This is a genomic window from Streptomyces incarnatus (assembly GCF_001027185.1).
Taxonomy (GTDB): domain Bacteria; phylum Actinomycetota; class Actinomycetes; order Streptomycetales; family Streptomycetaceae; genus Streptomyces; species Streptomyces puniciscabiei.
Window position 1 is genome coordinate 4,755,871 of the sequence record NZ_CP011497.1, and the last position, 24,308, is coordinate 4,780,178.

A 24,308-nucleotide genomic window follows, 5' to 3' on the forward strand; every position below is an offset into this window, starting at 1 on the left:
GGGGGCGCCGTGGGGGTACCAGGTTGTGTGCCCGGGTGCGGGCAGTGGTGGGTTGCTCGCGCAGTTCCCCGCGCCCCTTCGGGGCACGGCAAGCGGCCCCTACAGCACCCGCCGGGCCAGTACCTGGCCCGGCCAGTCGTTCTGCTCGCCGGAGGTGTACGTCTCCGTCGGGGTGAAGCCGTTGGCCTCGTAGAAGGCGACCAGCTTGCGGTCGTCGCCGGCGTAGCAGTCCACGCGCAGCAGGGAGATTCCGGCCCGCCGGGTCACCTCGGCCGCGTGGGCCAGCAGGGCGGCCCCGGCGCCGTGGCCCTTGAAGCGGCGGTCGGAGGCGAGCCAGTGGATGTACCGCTCGGGCTCGCCGGGCGGCGGGAGGTGGGACAGATAGGCACCGGGCGCGTCGCTGAGGGTGAGCGTCGCGGCCGGTACGCCGTCGACTTCGGCGATGTACGTGCTGCCCTTGTCCATGTATCCGGCGACCGATTCCGCCACCCTCGGGTTCTCCGACAGCGGCTTGCTTCCCCACTGGCCGGTGCGGCCCTGTGAGACCAGCCACTCCACACTGCTGTCGAGCATGGCGAGTATCACGGGGATGTCGTCGGGGCCGCCTTCGCGGATGGTGATCGTCATTGACTCATCATGCCCGCCGCCGTCTGCGATGGTGAAGGCATGAGACTCTTCGCCGCGGTGCTCCCCCCGGAGCCCGTCGTCCACGAACTCGCCCTTGAAGTCGCCAAGTTGAAGACGCTGCCCGGCGCGGAGCGGCTGCGCTGGACCGACCGGCCGGGCTGGCACTTCACCCTCGCCTTCTACGGCGAGGTCGCCGACGACCTCGTACCGGACCTGTCGGACCGCCTGGCCCGGGCGGCCCACCGTACGGCGCCCTTCGACCTCTCCCTCTCCGGCGGCGGCCAGTTCGGGCACGGCAAGGCCCTGTGGACCGGCGCCCACGGCGAGGTGGAGGCGCTGCGGCTGCTGGCCGACCGGGCGGAGTCGGCGGCGCGGAAGGCGGGCGTGCCGATGGGGGAGCACCGCCGGTACAAGGCCCACCTGACGGTGGCGCGGAGCCGGGACTCGGTGGACGTACGGCCGTACGTCGAGCTGCTCCGCGAGTTCACCAGCGGAACCTGGACGGTGAACGAGCTGGCGCTGGTGCGGAGCAATCTGCCCCGCTCGGGGGTGGCGGGCGAGCAGCCTCGGTACGAGGTGGTCGCCCGCTGGTCCCTGGACGGGGCCGGTTAGGCTCGATGACGTGGACCCGAAGACGCGGAACCGGATCATGGCCGGTGTGCTTGTGCTGATGTTCGTGGTGGTCGCTGTCTCGGCGGCCATGAGGTAGGAGGGCGGGGGCACTGCGGCCGGCTTTTCGGCTGCGGGCCGTGTGCGGCTGGTCGCGCCCACGCGGCGGAGCCGCACGTCGACAGCGCCCCGCGCCCCTACAGGCCCCCTACCAGGCGAAGGCCTCCGGGGACGGGCCCGGGCCCGGGAAGACCTCGTCCAGGCCCGCCAGCAGCTCCTCGCTCAGCTCCAGCTCCGAAGCCCTGATCGCGGACTCGAGCTGCTCGGCCGTACGCGGACCGACGATGGGCCCGGTCACACCCGGCCGGGTGAGCAGCCAGGCCAGGGCCACCTCGCCGGGCTCCAGGCCGTGCTTGTCGACCAGGTCCTCGTACGTCTGGATCCGGGCGCGGGCGGCCGGGTCCTTGAGGGTGTCGGCGGCCCGGCCGGTGGCGCGGCGCCCGCCCTGGACCTCCTTCTTGATGATCCCGCCGAGCAGACCGCCGTGCAGCGGCGACCACGGGATGACCCCGAGGCCGTAGTCCTGCGCGGCCGGGATGACCTCCATCTCGGCACGCCGCTCCGCGAGGTTGTACAGGCACTGCTCGCTGACCAGGCCGATGGTGCCGCCGCGGCGGGCGGCGATCTCGTTGGCCTGGGCGATCTTGTAGCCGGGGAAGTTGGAGGAGCCCACGTAGAGGATCTTGCCCTGCCGGACCAGGGTGTCGATGGCCTGCCAGATCTCCTCGAACGGGGTGCTCCGGTCGATGTGGTGGAACTGGTAGAGGTCGATGTAGTCGGTCTGCAGCCGCTTCAGGCTGGCGTCCACGGCGCGGCGGATGTTCAGCGCGGAGAGCTTGTCGTGGTTGGGCCAGGCTCCCTCGCCGTCGGGGGCCATGTTGGCGTAGACCTTGGTGGCCAGGACGACCTTGTCCCGGCGCTCGCCGCCCCCCGCGAACCAGTTGCCGATGATGGTCTCGGTGCGGCCCTTGTTCTCGCCCCAGCCGTACACGTTGGCGGTGTCGAAGAAGTTGATGCCCGCGTCCAGCGCCGCGTCCATGATGGCGTGGCTGTCGGCCTCTTCGGTGTGCGGCCCGAAGTTCATCGTCCCGAGGACGAGTCGGCTGACCTTGAGTCCCGTGCGTCCAAGCTGCGTGTACTTCATGGTCCTCAAGCCAACGGCTTGAAGTGCGCTCGAAGCAAGGGTTTTCGGGAGGATCGGGTGTCAGTCGCGGGGGAAGTCGTCGGTCTTGAGTACGAGGTCGACCACGGTGCCGGTCAGGTCGATGTCCTTGCCGAAGTCGACCTTCGTCGGCTCGTCGTAGTCGCCGCGCTTGGGATCGGTGTAGACGTGGCACCGCCCCTGGTAGGGATCGGCGATGACGTACAGCGGGACTTCGGCCTCCGCGTAGGCGAACCTCTTCGAGCCGTAGTCGTTGGCGGCCGTCCCCTTGGAGATGACCTCGGCGACGAACACGACGTCCTGGTAGCGCCAGTGGCCCGTTTCGTCCTTCTTCGCCGAGTCCTTGAGCAGGGCGACGTCCGGGCAGAAGCCGTTCTCGTGGCCCGGGAAGTCGATGCGGACGTCCGAGAACGCTTTGACCTTCATCCCGAACCTGTCCTCCAGCGCCCGCACGATTCGGCGGATGATGACCCAGTGGGTGTCCCGCTGCGGCGTCATATGGACGTTGCCCCCGACGATCTCGACCTTGTATCCCTCGGGGACGGGCATGCGCTCAAGCCGCTCGAACCACTCGTCCAAACGCTTGGTGTTGGCGTCGGCCATCTCGATCCTGTCTTCAAGGATGGTCACGGTCGCGCTCCTCCCCGGCTGCCCTGTCGATCAGTGCAGCCGCGCACTCCAACGATACGCACCGTGACCAGGAGACGCCGGAATTCGGTCAACCTGTTCCAGCCGCGTACGCCCGTCCTACCCCCCACGCCTCCCACATGGCCCCCGCGAAGGCCCCCGCGATCCGGTGCTCGCCACTGGCGTTGGGATGCGTGCCGTCGTAGGTGTCGGTGTGGATGTCGTACCCCTCCGGCCGCGAGGCCAGCAGGACCGGTGAGCGGGGTTCGTCCAGGTCGGCGACCGTCTTGGCGAGCAGGACGTTGAAGAGGTCCACCTGCGCGGCGAAGGGCGCGTCGACCTCGGCCCGTATGTTCGGGATCACCGGCAGCAGCACCATGCGGATGCGCGGCCGGGCCTGGCGGGCTCCCGCGACGAAGGCCCGTACGTTCTCCGCCGTCTGCTCGGGGTTCGTGTAGAAGCCCAGGTCGATCAGGCCGAGGGAGACCAGCAGCACGTCCGCCCGGTGCTCCCGCACCGCGTCGCCGACCAGCGGAGCCATGTGCAGCCAGCCCTCTCCCCAGCCGGCCAGGTGGCGGCGGGGGAAGCCGGGGTCGGCGTAGGCGTGGGACGTGGGCGCGTCGGTCGTCTTGTCGTAGAGCTCCTCGCGCGGGCCGACGAAGGTGAAGGGGCCGTCGTACGTGTCGCGCAGATGCCGCCACAGCCGGTAACGCCATGTGTGCTCGCCGGCGCTCCCGATCGTCATGGAGTCACCTACGGGCATGAACCTGAGCATCCGCTCATGATGGACGATCACGGCCGCCGGTGGGATGTGAGGCCCACCACGTCCGGAGAGCCCCGGCGGGCGCCCGCCCGGTGAACCCCCGGCGGGAGTGGCAGTCTTGGGGGCATGCGTCGATCGTCCGCCGTCCTCGCCGGGTTGCTGCTCGCCGGCGCCTGCGCGCTGCCCGCCTCCGCCGCCGGGAACGCGGGCGGGGACGGCGACAACGGCTTCACCATCAAGGACCCGAGGATCGCCGAGTCCAGCGGGCTCGCCGCCTCCCGCCTGCACCCCGGCATCTACTGGACGCACAACGACAGCGGCGACGGGCCGTACGTCTACGCCGTGGACAGCCGCACCGGCAGGACCGTCGCCCGGATCACCCTGCGCGGCATCGGCGCCCCGCGCGACGTCGAGGCCATCTCCATCGGGCCGCACAACGAGATCTACCTGGGCGACATCGGCGACAACCTCGGCGGCACGTGGCCCTTCGTGTGGATCTACCGGCTGCCCGAGCCGAAGGAGCTGAGGGACCAGACGGTCGCCGCCACGCAGTACGTCGTGAAGTACGCGAACGGGCCGCGCGACGCCGAGTCGCTGATCGTCCACCCGAAGACCGGGCGGGTCTACATCATCGACAAGAAGGAGGACGGCGGGCACCTGTACGAGGGCCCGGCCACCCTGTCCACCTCCGGTACGAACGTCTTCCGGCCGATCGCCCCCGTCGACCTCTGGGCCACGGACGCGGCCTTCTCGCCGGACGGGCGGCAGCTCGCCGTACGCGGGTACCTGGGCGGGATCTACTACGACTGGAACGGCGGCCGGATCAAGCGCGAGGGCCAGCTCGACGTGCCGCTTCAGGGGCAGGGGGAGGGCGTCTCGTACTCCGTCGACGGCACCAAGCTGCTGTACAGCAGCGAGGGGGCGGACAGCGAGGTCGTGGCGAAGGACGCGCCGGGCCGGCCGGCGTCCAAGTCGCCGTCGCCGCACGGTGGTTCGGTCACGGCCGGGGGTGGCAGCGGTGGTGTCGGCGGTGGCAGTGGCCTGAAGGTCGGGGCGGCCGTCGTCGCCGTCGGGCTGGCGGCCCTGTTCGGGCTGCGGCGGCTGCGGCGGCGGGGCTGAGGAGGTCATCCGTCCTGGGTGAAGCGGGTTGCCATATCTCCATGGAGGCACCGCGGGCCGCACTTCACAACCGCGGAAGCCGGTGACCGCGCGGCAGGGCTTCGATCAGGGACCTCCATGACCTGTGCCGCTTGAAGGGCATCTCGAAGATCTTGGAAAAGAGCCATGCCCCGAGCACCGAGACCGGCAGGGCCACGATCAGCGTGCACCAGAACACGGGCAGGCCCGGCGAGCAGAAGAGGGGTGCCACGCGGCGGACCACGGTCATGACGATGGGCAGATGGATCAGGTAGAGGCTGTAGGAGAAGCCGCCGAGACGTCGAACGGGGCGCGTGGTCAGGAGCCGCACAAGGACGGCGGGTCTGCCGGTGGCGACCGCGGCGAGCAGCATCGCCATGGCCGGAGCGATGGCGAGGTCGATCCAGAAATAGTGGTTCACCGTCCAGACGGAACCTCGTACGACGCCGAGCGCCAGGACGGGCAGGGCGGCCAGGACGGCGAACCAGCCCCAGGGCAGGCGTTGGACTCGGTCCGAAGCGCCGACGACTGCCGCGCCGACCAGGCCCGCGGCGAACACGGGAGCGAGATGGGGAGCGAGCCAGTTGTCGCCTTCCACAGGAGAGGCGTTCGCCGCCGCCAGGCCACGGGCGATCACCGGAACGGTCACGCAGGCGACCAGGACAGCCGCGCCCAGGCGCCGCCGGACGAGAAGGAGAAGGGGGAAGAGGAGATAGAGCTCGGCCTCCACTCCGATCGACCAGAACGCGCCGTTCGGGGTGGGGGCGGTGAACATGTCCTGGGCGACGAGGCCGTACACCAGAATCGACGTGCCAGTGGGCGGCCCTGAGTGCGAAGCGGGCACGATCGACCAGGAAATGATCAGACTCATGGCCAGCGCTGCCCAATACGGAGGCAGGATGCGCCAGGCACGACGGCGCAGAAAGCGGCCGACGCCGCCCGGCCGCCAGCCGTGACGGGCCGGTGAGATCGCCAGCGAGAAGCCGGACAGCACCAGGAAGAAGACGACGGCCAGACGCCCGAACATCAGGCCCCCCAGCCACGGCGGTGCCGAGCTGTGGGGGTATCCCGGGAACGTGTACAGCCAGCAGTGGAACAGGACCACGTACAAGGCCGCCAGGCCGCGGAGACCGTCCAGGCCCACCAGCTGCCGGCGGCCCTGTGCACCGCTCGCCCTCGCCTCCTGCTCCATCGGCGCGGCCAGGTCGAGGGAACTGCCGGCCGGAAGACTCGACTCCACGGAAATCGTTCAACCCCTTCTCCAGGCACCGCGTTCGCCGTACGCCGCCGCCTCGGCACGCACGGCACGTGCGACCCGCGCCATGCGGGCGCCCGCGGGCCCGATTTCCCGGCGGTACGGCGGGCGGCACGGCGCCACCCACCGCGACTGGTACGTGGCGTCCGGCTCGGGGGTTCAACAGACGGGCCGGAAGAGCGTCAAGTCCCGGAATTCCGCCGTCGGTTCCGGAGGCGGCCGGGCGCAGAGCATGATGTGGGCATGAAGATTCCCGACCGCCGGATCGAACTGTTCACCGCCCCCGGCAGCGAGCAGCGGTTCAGCGGCCCAGCGACCGGGGACGAGCGGAGCATGCTCGTGGCCATGCTGGACGCCCAGCGTGCCACCCTGAAGCTGAAGTGCTCCGGTCTCGGGCCGGAGTTGGCCCGGCGGTCGGTGTCCCCGTCCTCGCTCTCCCTGCTCGGCCTCGTCCGGCACCTCGCCGACGTGGAACGCCGCTGGTTCCGGGCCGTGCTCGCCGGACACGAGGTCGAGCTGCGCTTCTCCTCCGCCGACGCCCCCGAGGGCGACTTCGACGGCGCCGGTCCTGATCCCGGGGTCGTCGCGGAGTCCTGGGCCGCCTGGCACGCCGAGGTCGCCTTCGCGGACGCCTTCGTCGCCGAGGCCGCGCACCTCGACGTCGAGGGCCACGACGCCTGGCGGGGCACCGTCTCCCTGCGCTGGGTGCTGGTCCACATGATCGAGGAGTACGCGCGGCACAACGGGCACGCCGACCTGATCCGCGAACGCATCGACGGCGCGGTCGGGGTGTGACCGGGCGCGCGCTGCCCGCACGGGCCCCGGATGCGTGAAGGGCGCCCCGCGGAACACTCCGCAGGGCGCCCTTCAGCGTCGTACCCGTCGTACCGGGAGGTCAGAGCCTCTCGATCACGTAGTCCACGCACTTCGTCAGCGCCTCGACGTCCGCCGGGTCGATCGCCGGGAACATCGCGATGCGCAGCTGGTTGCGGCCGAGCTTGCGGTACGGCTCGGTGTCCACGATGCCGTTGGCGCGCAGCACCTTGGCGACGGCGGCCGCGTCGATCTCCTCGGAGAAGTCGATCGTGCCGATGACCTGCGAGCGCTTGGCCGGGTCGGTGACGAACGGGGTGGCGTACTTGGACTCCTCCGCCCAGGCGTACAGGCGGGTCGAGGAGTCCTTGGTGCGGGCCGTGGACCAGGCCAGGCCGCCCTGGCCGTTGAGCCACTCCAGCTGCTGGTTCAGCAGGAACAGGGTGGCGAGGGCCGGGGTGTTGTACGTCTGGTTCTTGCGGGAGTTGTCGATCGCCGTGGGGAGGCTGAAGAACTCCGGGACGTGGCGGCCGGAGGCGTGGACGCGCTCGGCGCGCTCGATCGCGGCCGGGGAGAAGACGCCGATCCACAGGCCGCCGTCGGAGGCGAAGGACTTCTGCGGGGCGAAGTAGTAGACGTCGGTCTCGGCGACGTCGACCGGGAGGCCGCCGGCGCCGCTCGTCGCGTCCACGAGCACGAGGGAGCCGGAGTCCGCGCCCGCGACCCGCTCGATGGGCATCGCGACGCCCGTCGAGGTCTCGTTGTGGGTGAAGGCGTACACGTCGACGCCCGCCTCGGCCCGCGCCTCGGGGTGGGTGCCGGGGTCGGCGGAGATGACGGTGGGCTCGGCCAGCCACGGGGCCAGCTTGGCGGCCTTGGCGAACTTGGAGGAGAACTCGCCGAAGCTCAGGTGCTGGGACTTGGACTCGATCAGGCCGTGGGTGGCGATGTCCCAGAAGGCGGTCGAGCCGCCGTTGCCGAGGATCACCTCGTAGCCCTCGGGCAGGGAGAACAGCTCGGAGATCCCCTCGCGGACCTTGCCGACCAGGTTCTTGACGGGGGCCTGGCGGTGGGAGGTGCCGAGCAGGGAACTGCCGGTCGCGGCGAGGGCGTCGAGCGCCTCTGTGCGCACCTTGGAGGGGCCCGCGCCGAAACGTCCGTCGGCGGGCTTGATGTCAGCGGGAATCTGGATGTCGGCCACGAGTCGGAGGGTATCGCGGTGGGCGAAACCGGGCAGAGCCTTGTCCGTCCGATGAGACAAGAGCGTCGAGGCGTGGACTTGTGAACTAGTACGACGATATGCGTGGGCCTGTGGAAAACTTTCGGTGACTGTCCGTGAGCGGATGCATCCTGGACGCATGACGGATCACTCGGGTCTCGAAGGTCTCGAAGCGGAGCTGCGCGGCGCCGTCCGGGGCGAGGTCGGTTTCGGCACCACCTCCCGGGCGCTGGTCACCATGGACGCGTCCAACTACCGGCGTGTCCCGGCGGGCGTCGTGGCCCCGAGAGACGCCGACGACGTGGCCGCCGCGCTGGAGGTCTGCCGGGCACGCGGGGTTCCGGTGGTGGCGCGCGGCGGGGGCACGTCGATCGCCGGGCAGGCGACCGGCACCGGCGTGGTGCTGGACTTCACCCGGCACATGAACGGCCTGCTGGAGCTGGACCCCGGCACCCGTACGGCCGTCGTCCAACCGGGGCTCGTCCTCGACCGGCTCCAGGAGGCCGCCGCACCGCACGGCCTGCGCTTCGGCCCCGACCCCTCCACGCACAGCCGGTGCACGCTCGGCGGCATGATCGGCAACAACTCCTGCGGCTCCCACTCGGTCGCCTGGGGCACGACCGCCGACAGTGTGCGGGAGCTGTCCGTCGTCACCGCGCGCGGGCGCCGGCTGCGGCTCGGCCGGGACTGGGCCGGGGCACCGGACGGGCTGCGCGAGCTCGCGGAGGGCGAACTGGCGCGGCTGCGCACCGGTTTCCCGGAGCTGCCCCGCCGTATCTCCGGGTATGCGCTGGACGCGCTGCTGCCCGAGAAGGGCGCCGACGTCGCCCGCTCCTTCTGCGGCTGCGAGGGCACCCTCGGCATCCTCACCGAGGCCGTCGTCCAGCTGGTGCGGGCCCCACGCGCGCGTGCCCTGGCCGTGCTGGCGTACGGCGACGAGAGCGCCGCCGCCGAGGCCGCCGCCGGCCTCCTTCCGCTCGGCCCGCTGACGGTGGAGGGCATGGCGGCCGACCTGGTGCGCACACCGGCCGGGCTGCCCAAGGGCGGTGCCTGGCTGTTCGTGGAGACCGGCGGGGAGTCGGCGGCCGAGGCACGCGCGCGTGCCGGGGCGATCGTCCGCGCGGCCGACGTCATCGACTCTCTGGTGGTGACCGACCCGGCCGCCCAGCGGACCCTGTGGCGCATCCGCGAGGACGCGAGCGGCACGGCGACCCGGATGCCCGACGGCAGCGAGGCCTGGCCCGGCTGGGAGGACTGCGCGGTGCCGCCCGCCCGGCTCGGCGCCTATCTGCGGGACTTCCGCGCCCTGCTGTCGGCGCACAACCTGCGCGGCACGCCGTACGGCCACTTCGGCGACGGCTGCATCCACGTCCGCATCGACTTCGACCTGCTCACCGAGCCCGGCATCGGCCGCTTCCGCCGCTTCTCCGAGGAACTGGCCGACCTGGTGGTGGCCCACGGCGGCTCCCTGTCCGGGGAGCACGGCGACGGGCAGGCCCGCGCCGAGCTGCTGCCGCGCATGTACGGCGCGGAGACGGTCCGGCTCTTCGAGCGGGCCAAGGCGGTCTGGGACCCCGACGACCTGCTCAACCCCGGCGTGCTGGTCCGCCCGGCCCCGCTGGACGCGAACCTCCGCTTCTCCGTCCTGCCGGCGAAGCCCGTCGACGTGGCCTTCGGCTACCCGGCCGACGAAGGCGACTTCCGCGCCGCCGTCCGCCGCTGCGTCGGCGTCGCCAAGTGCCGTACGACATCCGTGTCCGGCCCCGCCGTGATGTGCCCGTCCTTCCGGGCGACCGGCGAGGAGGAGCACTCCACGCGCGGCCGGGCCCGCCTGCTGCACGAGATGCTGGCCGGTGAACTGGTCACCGACGGCTGGTACTCGACGGAGGTCCGCGACGCCCTCGACCTGTGCCTGTCCTGCAAGGGCTGCCGCTCGGACTGCCCGGTCGGCGTCGACATGGCCACCTACAAGGCCGAGTTCCTGCACCACCACTACGCCGGCCGGCGCCGTCCCGCCGCCCACCTCACCATGGGCCGGCTGCCGCAGTGGCTGCGCTGGGTCGCCACCACCCGCACGGCCCCGCTGCTCAACGCCCTCGCCTCGGTACGGCCGCTGGCCCGGGCCGGCAAGCGGCTGGGCGGGATCGCGGCCGAGCGGGAGATTCCCCGGCTGGCGGCACGGACGTTCACCGGCTGGTGGCGCGGCAGGAAGCCGGTCCGCGACGGTGCCGGGGAGCCGGTGCCGGGCGGCTCGGGTCCGGGGGACCTGGTCGTGCTCTGGCCGGACACCTTCACCGAGCACCTGTCGCCCTCCGTCGGCCGGGCCGCCGTACGCGTACTGGAGGCCGCCGGGCTGCGGGTGGCCCTGCCCCCGACGCTGCTGCCGCGCGGGGGGAGGATCGGCGGGCGCGGGTTGGGGCGCGGGTTCGGGTTGGGGCGCGGGCGCGGGTTGGGGCTGGGGTTTGGGTTCGGGCGCGTGCTCGGGCGCCGGCCCCGCGACGGCCGGACCAGGTCGGCCGCCGCGCTGCTCACCGCCCGCCGGGCCCGGGTCTGCTGCGGCCTCACCTACATCTCCACCGGCCAGCTCGACCGCGCCCGTACGGTCCTGCGGCGCACGCTGGACCTGATGGAGCCGGTGCTGGGAGCAGGGGTCCCGGTCGTCGTCCTGGAACCCAGCTGCGCCGCGGCCCTCCGCACCGACCTGCCCGAGCTGCTGCACGAGGACCCGCGCGCGGCCCGGCTCGCCTCCGCCGTCGTCACCTTCGCCGAGGCCCTGCAGCGGCACGCCCCGCACTGGACCCCGCCCCCCGTGGACCGTCCGGTCGCCGGCCAGACCCACTGCCATCAGCACGCGGTGCTCGGCGACACCCCCGACCGCCGGCTGCGCGAGTCCGCCGGCCTCACCGGCGAGCTGACCGGCGGCTGCTGCGGCCTCGCGGGCAACTTCGGCTTCGAGAAAGGCCACTTCGAGGTGTCCAGAGCCTGCGCGGAGGAACAGCTCCTGCCCGCGGTCCGCGCAGCGCCCGAGCAGACGGTGATCCTGGCCGACGGCTTCTCCTGCCGCACCCAGCTGCACCAGCTGGCCGGGGTGCGGGCGCGGCACCTGGCGGAGGTACTGGCGGAGGCGCTGGAGAAGGAGAGGAAGGAGGAACGGGGCGAGGAGACACGGGACCAGGAGTCAGGGGGCAAGGAGTCAGGGGGCAAGAGACGGGCAAGGAGGTACGGGGGAACGAGGAGGCCGGATGATCAGTGAACCGGTGCCTGCAGGGCGTGGGTCCTGCGGCTGTCCGCCCGCACGCCCGCGGCGAGCCGAGGGCCGTACGCCCGCGGCGAGCTGAGGGCCGTACGCCCGCGGCGAGCTGACCGCGTACACCCGCCGGGAGCTGAGTGCCGTGCGCCCGCCGCGAGCCGGGCGGGGCGGTTCGTAGGGTGAGGTGACCGGTTGATCTTGTGAGCTGCGAAGGAACGCGCATGTCCCTCACCCTGCGGACCATCTCCCGTGCCGAGCATCTCGCCTTCGCGACGCCCACGAACCTGGCCCGGCGCTGAGCGCCGCCGTTATAAGGCGCTTCCCAGGCTCACAAGAGAACTCTCAGCTTCGGGGGCCGTCCCTCAGGATTCACCAAGCTATTCACAGCGTCCCTTTGCCATTTTTGCCCGTCGGGCGCCGGGGCGGCGTGTAGTTTCTTCGGTGTCGGGAACGCCGGACGCGGAATTCTCGAACCACAGAACTGCGAAACACTAGGAGTCGGAATGAGCCTCAAGAAGCTCGCCCCGCTGCCCCCGAAGCCGAAGAAGCAGCTCCCGCCGCCGCCCCCGCCGAAGCCCAAGAAGAAGCACGCGCCGAAGCCGCTGCCCAAGCCGCTGCCCGGCCGGGACCAGTAATCCAAGGCTGAACCGGAAGGGGCCGATGGTGCACCGTCGGCCCCTTTTTGTTTTCCCTTCGGGAAGCTGATCGGCAAGTTACCGGAAAGGGGAATCCAATGGATGAGGAAGAAACCCCCGCCATTCCCGCCCGGACGGCGTTCCGCCGTTTCTGGCCGCTGACCAAGGGGCTGAGAAAGTGGCTGCTGCTGGTCTGGCTGTGCACGGTCCTCGCCGCGCTCGCCGAGACCGAGGCCATCCTGCTGTTCAGCGACCTCACCGACCACGCCCTGGAGAAGGGTTCACTGGCCGCGTTCTGGAGCCCGGCGGCCCAGTGGCTGGCGGTCGCGGTGGCCGGCGCCGTCGTCGCCTATGCGGGCAACTCCGTCGCCGCCTGGGTGACCGAACGGTTCGTGATGCGGCTGCGTGAGCACGTCTTCGACCACGTCCAGCAGCTGCCGCCGCACTTCTTCCAGCGCCACCGCCAGGGCGATCTGCTCTCCCGGCTGACCAGCGACGTCGAGGCGATCGAGACGATGGTCGTGTCCGGCCTGGTCGGCGCCGCCTCGGCCGCCTTCTCCGCCCTCTTCTACGCGGCCGCCGCGTTCTGGCTGCGCTGGGACCTGGCCGCCGCGACCTTCGTCCTCGCGCCCCTGTTCTGGCTGGCCGCACGCCGCTTCTCCGGTTCCCTCAAGGACGTCTCCCGCGCGGGCCGGGTCGCCGACGGCGCGATCACCTCCGTGGTGGAGGAGTCCCTCGGCAACATCGTGCTCACCCAGGCCTACGACCGCCGGGACGCCGAGTGCCGCCGGCTGCGCGAGGAGGCGAACGCCTGGTTCCGCGCCTCGGTCCGCTCCACCCGGCTGAACGAGGCCTACGAACAGCTCGTCCAGGTCATCGAGACGGTGTGCGTGCTCGCGGTGATCGGCATCGGCGCCTGGGAGATCTCCACCGGCCGCATGACCCTCGGTCAGCTCCTCGCCTTCGCCGCCTTCCTCGGCTACCTCTACCCGCCGGTGCGCGGCCTCGCCCAGCTGGGCCTCACCGTCACCGCCGCCACAGCGGGTGCCGAGCGGCTCATCGAGATCCTGGACGTCGGACCGTCGGTCGGCGACCCGGGACGGCCCGCCGAGACCGGCCGCCCGGACGGCACCGTGGAGCTCCGGAACGTTTCCTTCCGCTACCCGGGCGCCGAGAAGAGCGCCCTCGAAGACCTCTCCTTCGCGGTCAGCCCCGGCGAGCTGGTGATCGTCACCGGCCCGAGCGGCGCCGGCAAGTCCACCGTCTCCAAGCTTCTGCTGCGCTTCTACGACCCGGACTCCGGAGACGTCCTCCTGGACGGCGTCCCCCTGCGGGACCTCCCCCTGGCCCGTCTCCGTGCGTATGTGACGCTGCTGCCCCAGGAGACCCTCGTGCTGCACGACACGGTCCGCGCCAACATCGCCTGCGGCCGGCCCGGCGCCAGCGACCAGGCCATCGAGGAGGCGGCGAAGGCGGCCGACGCCCACGACTTCATCGTCCGTCTCCCCGAGGGCTACGACACCCGGGTCGACCCCAACTCGGCCCGGCTGTCCGGCGGCCAGCTGCAGCGCCTGGCCATCGCCCGCGCCATCCTGCGCGACGCCCCCGTCCTGGTCCTGGACGAGCCGACGACGGGCCTGGACGCGCTGGCCGCCCGCCGCGTCGTCAAACCCCTGCGCCGCCTGATGACCGGCCGTACGACGATCATGATCACCCACGACCTCAACCTCGCCCCCGACGCCGACCGCATCCTCGTGGTCGACCGCGGCCGGATCGTGGAGACGGGCCGCCACGACGAACTCCTCGCCCGGGGCGGCCCCTACTGGCGGCTGCACCGCTCGCAGAACAACGCGGCGATGGACACCGGCGAGCTGCGCATGCCGCTGTGGGAGGAGGAGCAGGCCCCGGTGCCGGTGCACGACCCCGCACCGGCGTACCAGCAGCCGTACGGACAGGGCCCCTACGCGCATGGCTCCCACGCGCATGGCCCGTACGTGCCTGGCCCGCACGTCCCTGACCTGCACGTCCCTGACCCGTACGCCCATGACCCATACGTCCCTGGCCCACACGCCTCTGACGCCTACGCCGCCCCCGTCCCCACCACCCTCCCCGACGGCCGCCCCCTCTTCCGTGACGAGGAGGCCTGGCCGGAGATCTGACTTCCGGCATCCGGGACAGTTCCTTAAAGGGTTCACGCACCTGTCGAAGTCCATTACCCTGGACTCAGTAGTACACCGAGCTGAACGAACCCGATCAAGCACAGGACCGCCCGTGACCGCCACCTCCAGCACCGCAGCGCCGACCTCGGTCACCCCCCTCGGACGGCAGCGCCGCCTCGGTTCGCTCGGCCCCGTGGGCCTGGTGCTGGCCGGCGGTATCTCGGTCCAGTTCGGCGGGGCCCTGGCGGTGACCCTGATGCCGCGCGCCGGCGCGCCGGGCGTGGTCACCCTCCGCCTCCTCGCCGCGGCGATCGTCCTCCTCCTGGTCTGCCGCCCCCGGCTGCGCGGCCACTCCCGCGCCGACTGGGGCACGGTGATCGCCTTCGGCATCGCCATGGGCGCGATGAACGGCCTCTTCTACGAGGCCGTCGCCCGCATCCCGCTGGGCCCGGCGGTCACCCTGGAGGTCCTGGGCCCCCTGGCCCTGTCGGTCCTGGCCTCCCGCCGCGCGATCAACGCGCTGTGGGCGGCCCTGGCCCTGCTCGGCGTCTTCCTGCTGAGCGGCGGAGGCTTCGGCAGCCTCGACCCCACAGGTGTCGGATTCGCCCTGGGCGCCGGAGCCATGTGGGCGGTCTACATCCTCTTCAGCGCCCGTACGGGCCGCCGCTTCCCCCAGGCGGACGGCCTGGCCCTGGCCATGGCCATAGCGGCCGTCCTCTTCCTCCCGATCGGCATCGCCTCGGCGGGCCCCCGCCTCCTGGACCCCCTCACCATCGCCCTCGGCTCGGCGGTCGCCCTGCTCTCCTCGGTCCTCCCCTACACCCTCGAACTCCTGGCCCTGCGCCGCCTGCCCGCCTCCACCTTCGCGATCCTGATGAGCCTGGAACCGGCGATCGCGGCCACGGCCGGCTTCCTGATCCTCGGCCAGTCCCTGTCCGCCGCGGAGGCCGCCGCCATCGCGTTGGTCATCGCGGCGAGCATCGGCGCGGTGCGCACCCAGGTGGGGCGGGGTACGCCAAGGCCGGATCCGGCGCCGGAGGCTTGAGCGGCCGGTCTGTGCGCCAAGGCCTCCCAGGACGTCGGCGCGGTCCTGGCCGAGCAGCCCGTACCCGAGGTCGTCGGCCGCACCGAACTCGTCCCGGCCCCCTGTGCCCTGCACCCCGAGGAGATCACCGAGCTGCCCTGGTTCGAGGACCTTGACCTCTCCTTGCAGGACCGGATCGCCGAGTGGGCGGGACCGGACGACGAGGGTGACGGGTACGTCTCCGATCTGTCCACCGCCCCCGGCTGGAAGGTCGGCGGCCACATCGCCTGGAACCTCACCGGCCCGACGGCCCTGAACTGCCCCAGCTGCGGCACGGAACTCTCCCCGCTCCTCACCGCCGCGTCCAGCGAGTGGGACGCCGGCACGACGAGCTGGATCCCCTACGAGGACCGGCCGACCGCGGATGCCGGGCGGGCCTGGGGCCCCACGGAGGTTTCGCCGGGGCGGGGCCGCCTGGTCATCGCCGTATGCCCGGCCGACCCGCACCACCCCATCCGGCTGATCAGTCAGTGACCGGAAGAAGGCCGTCCGGGACCCGGGTCTGACCAATTCATGCAAGCACGCTTGATTGTTTTCGGTGCCGCTGCCATGCTCCCCCCATGGCCGACCCGACGCCCGTCATCGACGACCTGCGTGCCGAGAGCGACGAACTGGACCGACTCGTGGCCGAGTTGTCGCCTCAGCAGTGGAGGCTCGCCACTCCCGCGCCCGGCTGGACGCTCGCCCACCAGATCGCCCACCTCGCCTGGACCGACCGCTCGGCCCTGCTGGCCGTCACCGATGCCGACGCCTTCCACGCGCTGGTCGAGAAGGCGCTCGCCGCCCCGGACTCCTTCGTGGACGAGGGCGCGGAGGACGGCGCCCGGCTCCCGCCCGGCGAGCTGCTGCGGACCTGGCGCACCGGGCGGGACGCCCTCGACCGGGCCCTGCGCACCGCACCACCCGGCGCCCGTTTCCCCTGGTACGGCCCGCCCATGTCCGCGGCCTCAATGGCCACGGCCCGTCTTATGGAGACCTGGGCCCACGGGCTGGACATCGCCGACGCCCTGGGTGTGGTGCGCCCACCCACCGACCGGCTCAGGCATGTGGCGCGGCTCGGGGTCCGTACCCGGGACTTCGCCCACACCGTCCACGGGCTCACCCCTCCGGTGGAGGAGTTCCGCGTGGAACTGACCGCGGCGGACGGCGAGGTGTGGGCGTACGGCCCCGAAGGCGCCCCCCAGCGCGTCACCGGCCCCGCCCTCGACTTCTGCCTCCTCGTCACCCAGCGCGCCCACCGGTCCGACCTCGCCCTGACCGCCGTCGGCCCGGACGCCGACCGCTGGCTGGACATCGCACAGGCCTTCGCGGGCCCGCCCGGCGGCGGCCGCCCGCCGAAGGGGGCCCCGGCATGACCGTGCTGCGCATCGGCAACTTCTCCGGCTTCTACGGCGACCGTTCCGACGCCCTGCGCGAAATGCTCACCGGCGGCGAGATCGACGTCCTCACCGGCGACTACCTCGCCGAACTCACCATGCTGATCCTCGCCCGCGACCGGCTGAAAGATCCCCGCGCCGGTTACGCCCGCACCTTCCCGCGCCAGCTGGAGGACTGCCTCGGCCTCGCCCATGAGCGCGGGGTGAAGATCGTCACCAACGCCGGGGGGCTCAATCCCGCCGGACTGGCCACCGCCGTGCGGGAGTTGGCCGACCGGCTCGGCATCCCGGTGCGCGTCGCCCACGTCGAGGGCGACGACCTCACCGCCTCCCACCCGGGCACCCTCGCCGCCCACGCCTACCTCGGCGGCTTCGGAATCGCCGAGTGCCTGCGGGCCGGTGCGGACGTCGTCGTCACCGGGCGGGTGACCGACGCGGCCCTCGTCACCGGGCCCGCCGCCGCCCACTTCGGGTGGGGACGCACGGACCACGACCGGCTGGCGGGCGCCGTCGTCGCCGGGCATGTGCTGGAGTGCGGGACACAGGCCACCGGCGGGAACTACGCGTTCTTCCAGGAGGGGGACGTACGCCGGCCCGGTTTTCCGCTCGCCGAGATCCACCCCGACGGCAGCAGCGTCATCACCAAGCACCCCGGCACCGGCGGCCTGGTCGACGTCGGCACGGTCACCGCGCAACTGCTGTACGAGACCGGCGGCGGCCGGTACGCCGGGCCCGATGTCACCGCCCGGCTGGACACCGTACGGCTGAGCCAGGACGGGCCGGACCGGGTGCGGATCGAGGGGGTGCGGGGCGAGGCGCCGCCGCCGACCCTGAAAGCCGGGCTGAACCGGCTCGGCGGCTTCCGCAACGAGGTCGTCTTCGTCCTCACCGGACTCGACATCGAGGCCAAGGCCGCCCTCGTGCGGGAGCAGCTCTCCGGCGCGCTCGCCAAGTCGCCGCCCGCCGAGGTCCGCTGGGAGCTGGTCCGCACCGACCGGGCCGACGCCGACACCGAGGAGACCGCGAGCGCCCTGCTGCGGCTGGTCGTACGGGACGCGGACGAGCGGGTCGTCGGGCGGGCGCTGAGCGGGGCCGCCGTGGAGCTGGCGCTGGCCAGCTACCCGGGGTTCCATGTGCTGTCCCCACCGGGGAAGGGCTCGCCCTATGGGGTCTTCGAGGATGTGGCCGTGCCCCATGGTGCCGTGAACCATATGGCGGTCCTCCATGACGGACGGCGAGTCGCTGTGCCGCCACCCCAGGAAACCCGGCCGCTGGAGGCCGTATCGGAGCCGGCCCTCCCCGACCCGCTCCCGCCCGGTCCGACGCGCCGCGCACCCCTCGGCCTGGTCGCCGGGGCCCGCAGCGGGGACAAGGGCGGGAACGCCAACGTCGGCGTGTGGGCCCGTACCGAGGAGGCCTGGCGGTGGCTCGCGCACGCGCTGACCGCCGAAAGGTTTCGGCAGCTGATCCCCGAGAGCCGGGACCTGCCCGTCACCCGGCACCTGCTGCCGAACCTCCGCGCGGTCAACTTCGTCGTCGAGGGCATCCTCGGCGCGGGCGGCGCTGCGCAGGCCCGCTTCGACCCGCAGGCCAAGGCCCTCGGCGAATGGCTGCGCTCCCGCCACCTGGACATCCCGGAGGTTCTGCTGTGACGGTTCTGCACACCTCCCTCGACACCGCGAGCCCCGACCACCGGGCCAACCGGGAGGCCATGCTCGCCAGGCTCGCCGAACTCGACGCCGAGCACGCCAAGGCGCTCGCGGGCGGCGGTGAGAAGTACGTGCAACGGCACCGCGAGCGCGGCAAGCTGCTCGCACGGGAGCGGATCGAGCTGCTCCTCGACCCGGACACGCCCTTCCTGGAGCTGTCCCCGCTCGCCGCCTGGGGCAGCGACTACACCGTCGGCGCCTCGCTGGTCACCGGCATCGGCGTGGTCGAGGGCGTGGAGTGCCTGATCACCGCCAACGACCCGACCGTGCGCGGCGGCGCGAGCAACCCGTGGAGCCTGAAGAAGGCCCTGCGGGCGAACGACATCGCGCTCGCCAACCGGCTGCCGTGCATCTCCCTGGTGGAGTCCGGCGGCGCCGACCTGCCGTCCCAGAAGGAGATCTTCATCCCGGGCGGCGCCATCTTCCGTGACCTCACCCGGCTCTCCGCCGCCGGCATCCCGACCATCGCGGTCGTCTTCGGCAACTCCACCGCCGGCGGCGCCTACATCCCCGGCATGTCCGACCACGTGATCATGGTCAAGGAGCGGGCCAAGGTGTTCCTCGGCGGCCCGCCGCTGGTGAAGATGGCGACCGGCGAGGAGAGCGACGACGAGTCCCTGGGCGGCGCCGACATGCACGCGCGCGTGTCGGGCCTCGCCGACCACTTCGCCGTCGACGAACCCGACGCGCTGCGGCAGGCCCGCCGCGTGGTAGCCCGCCTCAACCACCGCAAGGCGTACCCGGATCCCGGCCCCGCCGAGCCGCCGAAGTACGACCCGGAGGAGCTGCTGGGCATCGTCCCCGGCGACCTGAAGACCCCCTTCGACCCGCGCGAGGTCATCGCCCGGATCGTCGACGCCTCCGACTTCGACGAGTTCAAGCCGCTGTACGGGACCAGCCTGGTGACCGGCTGGGCCGCCCTGCACGGCTACCCGGTGGGCATCCTGGCCAACGCCCAGGGCGTGCTCTTCAGCGCCGAATCGCAGAAGGCCGCCCAGTTCATCCAGCTCGCCAACCAGCGCGACATCCCGCTGCTCTTCCTGCACAACACCACCGGCTACATGGTCGGCAGGGAGTACGAGCAGGGCGGGATCATCAAGCACGGCTCGATGATGATCAACGCGGTCAGCAACAGCCGGGTCCCGCACCTGTCCGTGCTCATGGGGGCGTCGTACGGCGCCGGGCACTACGGCATGTGCGGGCGGGCGTACGACCCGCGCTTCCTGTTCGCCTGGCCCAGCGCCAAGTCCGCCGTGATGGGCCCGCAGCAGCTCGCCGGGGTGCTGTCGATCGTCGCCCGGCAGTCGGCGGCGGCGAAGGGGCAGCCGTACGACGAGGACGCGGACGCCGCCCTGCGCGCCATGGTGGAGCAGCAGATCGAGGCCGAGTCGCTGCCGATGTTCCTGTCCGGGCGGCTGTACGACGACGGGGTCATCGACCCGCGCGACACCCGTACCGTCCTCGGCCTGTGCCTGTCCGCCCTCCACACCGCCCCCTTCGAGGGCGCGCGCGGCGGCTTCGGCGTCTTCCGGATGTGACGGTGATGACGGATATGAGGGGTTCCGTGATTTCGACACTGCTCGTGGCCAACCGGGGCGAGATCGCCTGCCGGATCTTCCGCACCTGCCGTGAGTTGGGAATCCGGACGGTCGCCGTGCACTCGGACGCGGACGAGAACGCGCTCCACGCGCGCGTGGCCGACACGGCGGTACGGCTGCCGGGCGCGGCCCCCGCCGAGACGTATCTGCGCGGCGACCTGGTCGTGAAGGCGGCGCTCGCCGCCGGCGCGGACGCCGTGCACCCCGGCTACGGCTTCCTCTCCGAGAACGCCGACTTCGCGCGTGCCGTCCTCGACGCCGGACTGGTGTGGATCGGGCCGCCCCCGGAGGCCATCGAGGCGATGGCGTCCAAGACCCGCGCGAAGGACCTGATGGGCATCGCGCCCCTCGACGCGGCCGACGTCACCGAGGCCGACCTGCCGGTGCTGGTGAAGGCGGCCGCCGGCGGCGGAGGGCGCGGCATGCGGATCGTACGCCGCCTGGAGGAGCTGAGCGCCGCACTGGAGGGCGCGCGCGCCGAGGCCGCGAGCGCCTTCGGCGACGGCGAGGTCTTCGTCGAGCCCTACCTGGAACACGGCCGCCACGTCGAGGTGCAGATCCTCGCCGACACCCACGGCACCGTCCGGCCCCTCGGCACCCGCGACTGCTCCCTCCAGCGCCGCCACCAGAAGGTCATCGAGGAAGCCCCGGCACCCGGCCTCTCCGAGCAGCTCACCGAGGACCTGTACGCCCTGGCCGTACAGGCCGCGAGCGCCGTCGCCTACGTCGGCGCCGGAACCGTCGAGTTCCTGGTCGCCGACGGCCGCGCCCACTTCCTGGAGATGAACACCCGCCTCCAGGTCGAACACCCGGTGACCGAGGAGGCCTTCGGCGTCGACCTCGTGGCGGAACAGATCCGGATCGCCGAGGGCCACGCCCTCGCAGCGGACCCGCCACGCGCGCGTGGCCACGCGATCGAGGCCCGCCTGTACGCCGAGGACCCCGCCCACGACTGGGCCCCGCAGACCGGCACCCTGCACCACCTCGCCGTACCGTCCGGCGTACGCCTGGACACCGGCTACACCGACGGCGACACCATCGGCGTCCACTACGACCCGATGCTCGCCAAGGTCGTCGCCCACGCACCCACCCGCACGGAGGCGATCCGCCGGCTCGCGGGCGCACTGGACCGCGCGGAGATCCACGGCCCGGTCACCAACCGCGACCTGCTGGTCCGCTCCCTGCGCCACGAGGAGTTCGCGGCGGCCCGCATGGACACGGGCTTCTACGACCGCCACCTCGCCGCCCTGACCGAGCCCACGCCCGACCCGTACGCCCCCCTGGCCGCCGCTCTCGCCGACGCCCACGGCCGCTCCCGCTTCGGCGGCTGGCGCAACCTGCCCTCGCAAGCACAGGTCAAGCGGTACGCGATGGCGGGGGAGGAGCACGAGGTCCGCTACCGGCACACCCGGGAGGGCCTCGCGGCCGACGGGGTGCGGGTCGTGCGGGCCGGGCCGCACCTGGTCGTCCTCGAAGTGGACGGCGTGGAGCGCCGGTTCACGGTGGCGGCGTACGGCGACGAGGTCCACGTCAACTCCACCCGCCTCACCGCCCTGCCCCGCTTCCCCGACCCCACCGCCCAGCTCGCCCCCGGCTCCCTGCTCGCGCCGATGCCGGGCACGGTCGTCCGCATCGCCGACGGCCTGACGGAAGGGGCAACGGTTCAGGCCGGCCAGGGCCTCATATGGGTGGAGGCGATGAAGATGCAGCACCAGATCTCGTCACCGGTCACCGGCGTGCTGAGCGCTCTGCACGCGGAGACCGGTCAGCAGGTGGAACCAGGAACGTTGCTCGCCGTAGTGCAGGAAACCTCTTCTTAGGAGCCGTATGTCTCCCGTCATCGAAACCGAAGAGCACAAAGCCCTCCGCTCCGCAGTGTCCGCCCTCGGCAACCGCTACGGCCGCGACTACCTCACCCGCACCATCGCCGAGGGCCGCCACCCCACCGAACTCTGGTCCGAGGCCGGCAAACTCGGATACCTCGGCGTCAACCTCCCCGAGGAGTACGGAGGCGGAGGCGGCGGCGTCACCGAACTCTCCATCGTGCTGGAGGAACTGGGAGCGGCGGGGTGCCCCCTGCTGATGCTTGTCGTCTCCCCGGCCATCTGCGGCACCGTGATCTCCCGCTTCGGCACCGAGGACCAGAAACGCGCCTGGCTCCCCGGCATCGCCGACGGCACCCGCCTCATGGCCTTCGGCATCACCGAACCCGACGCCGGCTCCAACTCCCACCGCATCACCACCACCGCCCGCCGGGACGGCACCGACTGGCTCCTGACCGGGCGCAAGGTGTTCGTGTCCGGCGTGGACCAGGCCGACGCCACCCTCATCGTCGGCCGCACCCACGACGCCCGCACCGGCTCCCTCAAACCCTGCCTCTTCATCGTCCCGCGCGACGCCGAAGGCTTCTCCCGGCGCCCCATCGACATGGAACTGAGCGCCGCGGAGAAGCAGTTCGAGCTGGTCCTGGATGACGTACGACTGCCCGCCGAAGCCCTCGTCGGCGACGAGGACGCCGGTCTGCTGCAACTGTTCGCCGGACTGAACCCCGAGCGGATCATGACCGCCGCGTTCGCCATCGGGATGGGCCGCCACGCCCTCGCCAAGGCCGTCGAGTACGCCCGCGACCGCACCGTCTGGAAGTCCCCGATCGGCGCCCACCAGGCCATCGCCCACCCCCTGGCGCAGGCGCACATCGACCTGGAACTGGCCCGGCTGATGATGCAGAAGGCGGCCCACCTCTACGACACCGGCGACGACACCGGCGCGGGCGAGGCCGCCAACATGGCCAAGTACGCGGCCGGCGAAGCCTGCGTGAAGGCCGTCGACCAGGCCGTGCACACCCTCGGCGGCAACGGCCTCACCCGCGAGTTCGGCCTCGCCTCACTGATAACGGCCGCACGCGTGTCCCGTATCGCCCCGGTGAGCCGGGAGATGATCCTCAACTACGTCTCCCACCAGACCCTCGGTCTGCCCAAGTCGTACTGACCGCACGTGTGCGAGGAGGAACCGTGTTCCGCAGCGAGTACGCAGACGTCCCGCCCGTGAGCCTCCCCATCCACGAGGCCGTCCTGGGCCACGCCACCGCACACGGCGAGCGCCCCGCCCTGATCGACGGCACGGACGGCACCACGCGCACGTACGAGCAGGTGGACCGGTTCCACCGGCGCGTCGCCGCCGGACTCGCCGACGCCGCCGTCGGCAAGGGCGACGTCCTCGCCCTGCACAGCCCCCACACCATCGCCTTCCCCACCGCCTTCTACGCCGCCACGCCCGCGGGCGCCACCGTCACCACCGCACACCCGCCCGCCACGCCCGAGGAGTTCGCGAAACAGCTCACCGACAGCGGCGCGCGCTGGACCGTCGCCGTCTCACCCCTGCTGCAGACGCCCCGCCGCGCTGCCGTACTCCTCCGGCATCACCGGCATCCCCAAGGGCGTGATGCTCACCCACCGGCAAAGATCCTGCGCCGCGAACTGAGGGAGCTGCCGTGACACTGATCAGCCGTACACGAGCCCGTGCCGTCGAAACCCTCAGCCTCGACGCCGCCGCCACCCGCAACGCCCTCTCCGCGGCCCTCGTCTCCGAACTCGCCGGCGCCCTCACCGACTGCGGCAAGGACCCCGACGTACGCGCCGTCGTCCTCACCCACACCGGCTCCACCTTCTGCGCCGGCGCCGACCTGCGCGACCCGCCGCACCCCGACGCGCTCACCGGCCTGCTCCGCCAGATCCTCGAACTGCGCAAACCCGTCGTCGCCCGCGTCACCGGCCACGTCCGCGCCGGCGGCCTCGGCCTCCTCGCCGCCTGCGACATCACCGCCGCCTCCACCGAGGCAACCTTCGCCTTCACCGAGGTCCGCATCGGCGTCGCCCCCGCCGTGATCTCCCTCCCCGTGATCCCCCGCGCCGACCCCCGCGCCCTCGCCCGCTACTTCCTCACCGGCGAACGCTTCGACGCCCGAGAAGCCGTACGCGTCGGGCTCCTCACCGTCACCGGCGACGACGTGGACCACGCCCTCGCCCCGATCCTCGACGGCCTGCGCCGCTCCTCACCCCAGGGCCTGGCCGAGACGAAACAGCTGCTCACGGCTAGGGTGCTGGAAACATTCGACCGGGACGCGGCGGACCTGACCGCGCTCTCGGCCCGGCTGTTCTCCTCCGCCCAGGCCCAGGAGGGGATGACGGCCTTCCTGGAAAGACGGGACGCGGCATGGGTGGTGTGA

Annotated in this window: 20 protein-coding genes and 1 pseudogene; 15 read left to right on the top strand and 6 right to left on the bottom strand. The window is 72.1% G+C overall.

Features of this window, described 5'->3' with window-relative positions:
- Positions 1-99: 99 nt before the first annotated feature.
- On the bottom strand, positions 100-627 hold the full coding sequence (locus tag ABB07_RS21445; RefSeq protein WP_208900214.1) for a GNAT family N-acetyltransferase: 528 nt from the start codon (positions 625-627) through the stop codon (positions 100-102).
- A gap of 39 nt (positions 628-666) precedes the next feature.
- Between ABB07_RS21445 and thpR the strand changes: the two genes are divergently transcribed.
- Positions 667-1,239, top strand: coding sequence for an RNA 2',3'-cyclic phosphodiesterase (gene thpR / locus ABB07_RS21450; RefSeq protein WP_208900215.1), 573 nt, complete (start codon positions 667-669; stop codon positions 1,237-1,239).
- A 205-nt stretch (positions 1,240-1,444) separates the two neighbouring features.
- On the opposite strand, the gene ABB07_RS21455 is transcribed toward thpR, so the two are convergent.
- From ABB07_RS21455 to ABB07_RS21465, 3 genes are all read right to left on the bottom strand, one after another.
- The gene (locus ABB07_RS21455; protein WP_208900216.1) at positions 1,445-2,440 is read right to left on the bottom strand and encodes an aldo/keto reductase; all 996 of its coding nucleotides are present in this window, start codon (positions 2,438-2,440) and stop codon (positions 1,445-1,447) included.
- A 60-nt stretch (positions 2,441-2,500) separates the two neighbouring features.
- Positions 2,501-3,088, bottom strand: a complete 588-nt coding sequence (locus tag ABB07_RS21460) for a Uma2 family endonuclease (protein WP_244189458.1) — start codon at positions 3,086-3,088, stop codon at positions 2,501-2,503.
- 88 nt (positions 3,089-3,176) lie between these two features.
- Positions 3,177-3,860, bottom strand: coding sequence for an SGNH/GDSL hydrolase family protein (locus ABB07_RS21465; protein ID WP_208900217.1), 684 nt, complete (start codon positions 3,858-3,860; stop codon positions 3,177-3,179).
- A gap of 114 nt (positions 3,861-3,974) precedes the next feature.
- On the opposite strand from ABB07_RS21465, the gene ABB07_RS21470 reads away from it, so the two are divergent.
- Positions 3,975-4,967 (top strand): TolB-like translocation protein, encoded by a 993-nt coding sequence (locus ABB07_RS21470; RefSeq protein WP_208900218.1) that lies wholly within the window; start codon positions 3,975-3,977, stop codon positions 4,965-4,967.
- 64 nt (positions 4,968-5,031) lie between these two features.
- On the opposite strand, the gene ABB07_RS21475 is transcribed toward ABB07_RS21470, so the two are convergent.
- Positions 5,032-6,225 (bottom strand): acyltransferase family protein, encoded by a 1,194-nt coding sequence (locus ABB07_RS21475; protein WP_244189459.1) that lies wholly within the window; start codon positions 6,223-6,225, stop codon positions 5,032-5,034.
- 258 nt (positions 6,226-6,483) lie between these two features.
- Here ABB07_RS21475 and ABB07_RS21480 point away from each other — a divergent pair, with 258 nt between their 5' ends.
- Entirely contained in the window at positions 6,484-7,035 is a 552-nt protein-coding gene (locus ABB07_RS21480; protein WP_208900219.1) for a DinB family protein, read from the top strand.
- A gap of 100 nt (positions 7,036-7,135) precedes the next feature.
- Here ABB07_RS21480 and serC read toward each other — a convergent pair whose 3' ends face one another.
- Positions 7,136-8,254: a phosphoserine transaminase gene (serC, locus tag ABB07_RS21485; RefSeq protein WP_208900220.1), complete on the bottom strand. Its 1,119-nt coding sequence runs from the start codon at positions 8,252-8,254 to the stop codon at positions 7,136-7,138.
- Between the two features lie 157 nt (positions 8,255-8,411).
- Between serC and ABB07_RS21490 the strand changes: the two genes are divergently transcribed.
- From ABB07_RS21490 to ABB07_RS21540, 12 genes and pseudogenes are all read left to right on the top strand, one after another.
- Positions 8,412-11,525, top strand: a complete 3,114-nt coding sequence (locus ABB07_RS21490) for an FAD-binding and (Fe-S)-binding domain-containing protein (RefSeq protein ID WP_208900221.1) — start codon at positions 8,412-8,414, stop codon at positions 11,523-11,525.
- A 500-nt stretch (positions 11,526-12,025) separates the two neighbouring features.
- Positions 12,026-12,157, top strand: a complete 132-nt coding sequence (locus tag ABB07_RS41565; RefSeq protein ID WP_279617396.1) for a hypothetical protein — start codon at positions 12,026-12,028, stop codon at positions 12,155-12,157.
- A gap of 98 nt (positions 12,158-12,255) precedes the next feature.
- Positions 12,256-14,316, top strand: coding sequence for an ABC transporter ATP-binding protein (locus tag ABB07_RS21495; protein ID WP_208900222.1), 2,061 nt, complete (start codon positions 12,256-12,258; stop codon positions 14,314-14,316).
- A gap of 112 nt (positions 14,317-14,428) precedes the next feature.
- On the top strand, positions 14,429-15,361 hold the full coding sequence (locus tag ABB07_RS21500; RefSeq protein WP_208900223.1) for an EamA family transporter: 933 nt from the start codon (positions 14,429-14,431) through the stop codon (positions 15,359-15,361).
- A gap of 162 nt (positions 15,362-15,523) precedes the next feature.
- Positions 15,524-15,874 (top strand): hypothetical protein, encoded by a 351-nt coding sequence (locus ABB07_RS21505; protein WP_208900224.1) that lies wholly within the window; start codon positions 15,524-15,526, stop codon positions 15,872-15,874.
- Between the two features lie 86 nt (positions 15,875-15,960).
- Positions 15,961-16,755 (top strand): TIGR03084 family metal-binding protein, encoded by a 795-nt coding sequence (locus tag ABB07_RS21510; protein ID WP_208900225.1) that lies wholly within the window; start codon positions 15,961-15,963, stop codon positions 16,753-16,755.
- Entirely contained in the window at positions 16,752-18,428 is a 1,677-nt protein-coding gene (locus tag ABB07_RS21515; RefSeq protein WP_208900226.1) for an acyclic terpene utilization AtuA family protein, read from the top strand. Before ABB07_RS21510 ends, ABB07_RS21515 begins: the two co-directional genes overlap by 4 nt.
- Positions 18,425-20,023, top strand: a complete 1,599-nt coding sequence (locus ABB07_RS21520) for an acyl-CoA carboxylase subunit beta (protein ID WP_208900227.1) — start codon at positions 18,425-18,427, stop codon at positions 20,021-20,023. The genes ABB07_RS21515 and ABB07_RS21520 overlap by 4 nt, the downstream gene beginning before the upstream one ends.
- A gap of 26 nt (positions 20,024-20,049) precedes the next feature.
- The gene (locus tag ABB07_RS21525) at positions 20,050-21,903 is read left to right on the top strand and encodes an acetyl/propionyl/methylcrotonyl-CoA carboxylase subunit alpha (RefSeq protein ID WP_244189460.1); all 1,854 of its coding nucleotides are present in this window, start codon (positions 20,050-20,052) and stop codon (positions 21,901-21,903) included.
- Positions 21,904-21,910: 7 nt separating this feature from the next.
- Positions 21,911-23,071 carry an acyl-CoA dehydrogenase family protein gene (locus ABB07_RS21530; RefSeq protein WP_208900229.1) on the top strand — a complete coding sequence of 387 codons (1,161 nt, stop codon included), beginning with the start codon at positions 21,911-21,913 and terminating at the stop codon, positions 23,069-23,071.
- A 23-nt stretch (positions 23,072-23,094) separates the two neighbouring features.
- Positions 23,095-23,542 (top strand): annotated as a pseudogene (locus ABB07_RS21535) (AMP-binding protein); the annotation flags it as partial.
- 31 nt (positions 23,543-23,573) lie between these two features.
- Positions 23,574-24,308: an enoyl-CoA hydratase family protein gene (locus ABB07_RS21540; protein WP_208900230.1), complete on the top strand. Its 735-nt coding sequence runs from the start codon at positions 23,574-23,576 to the stop codon at positions 24,306-24,308.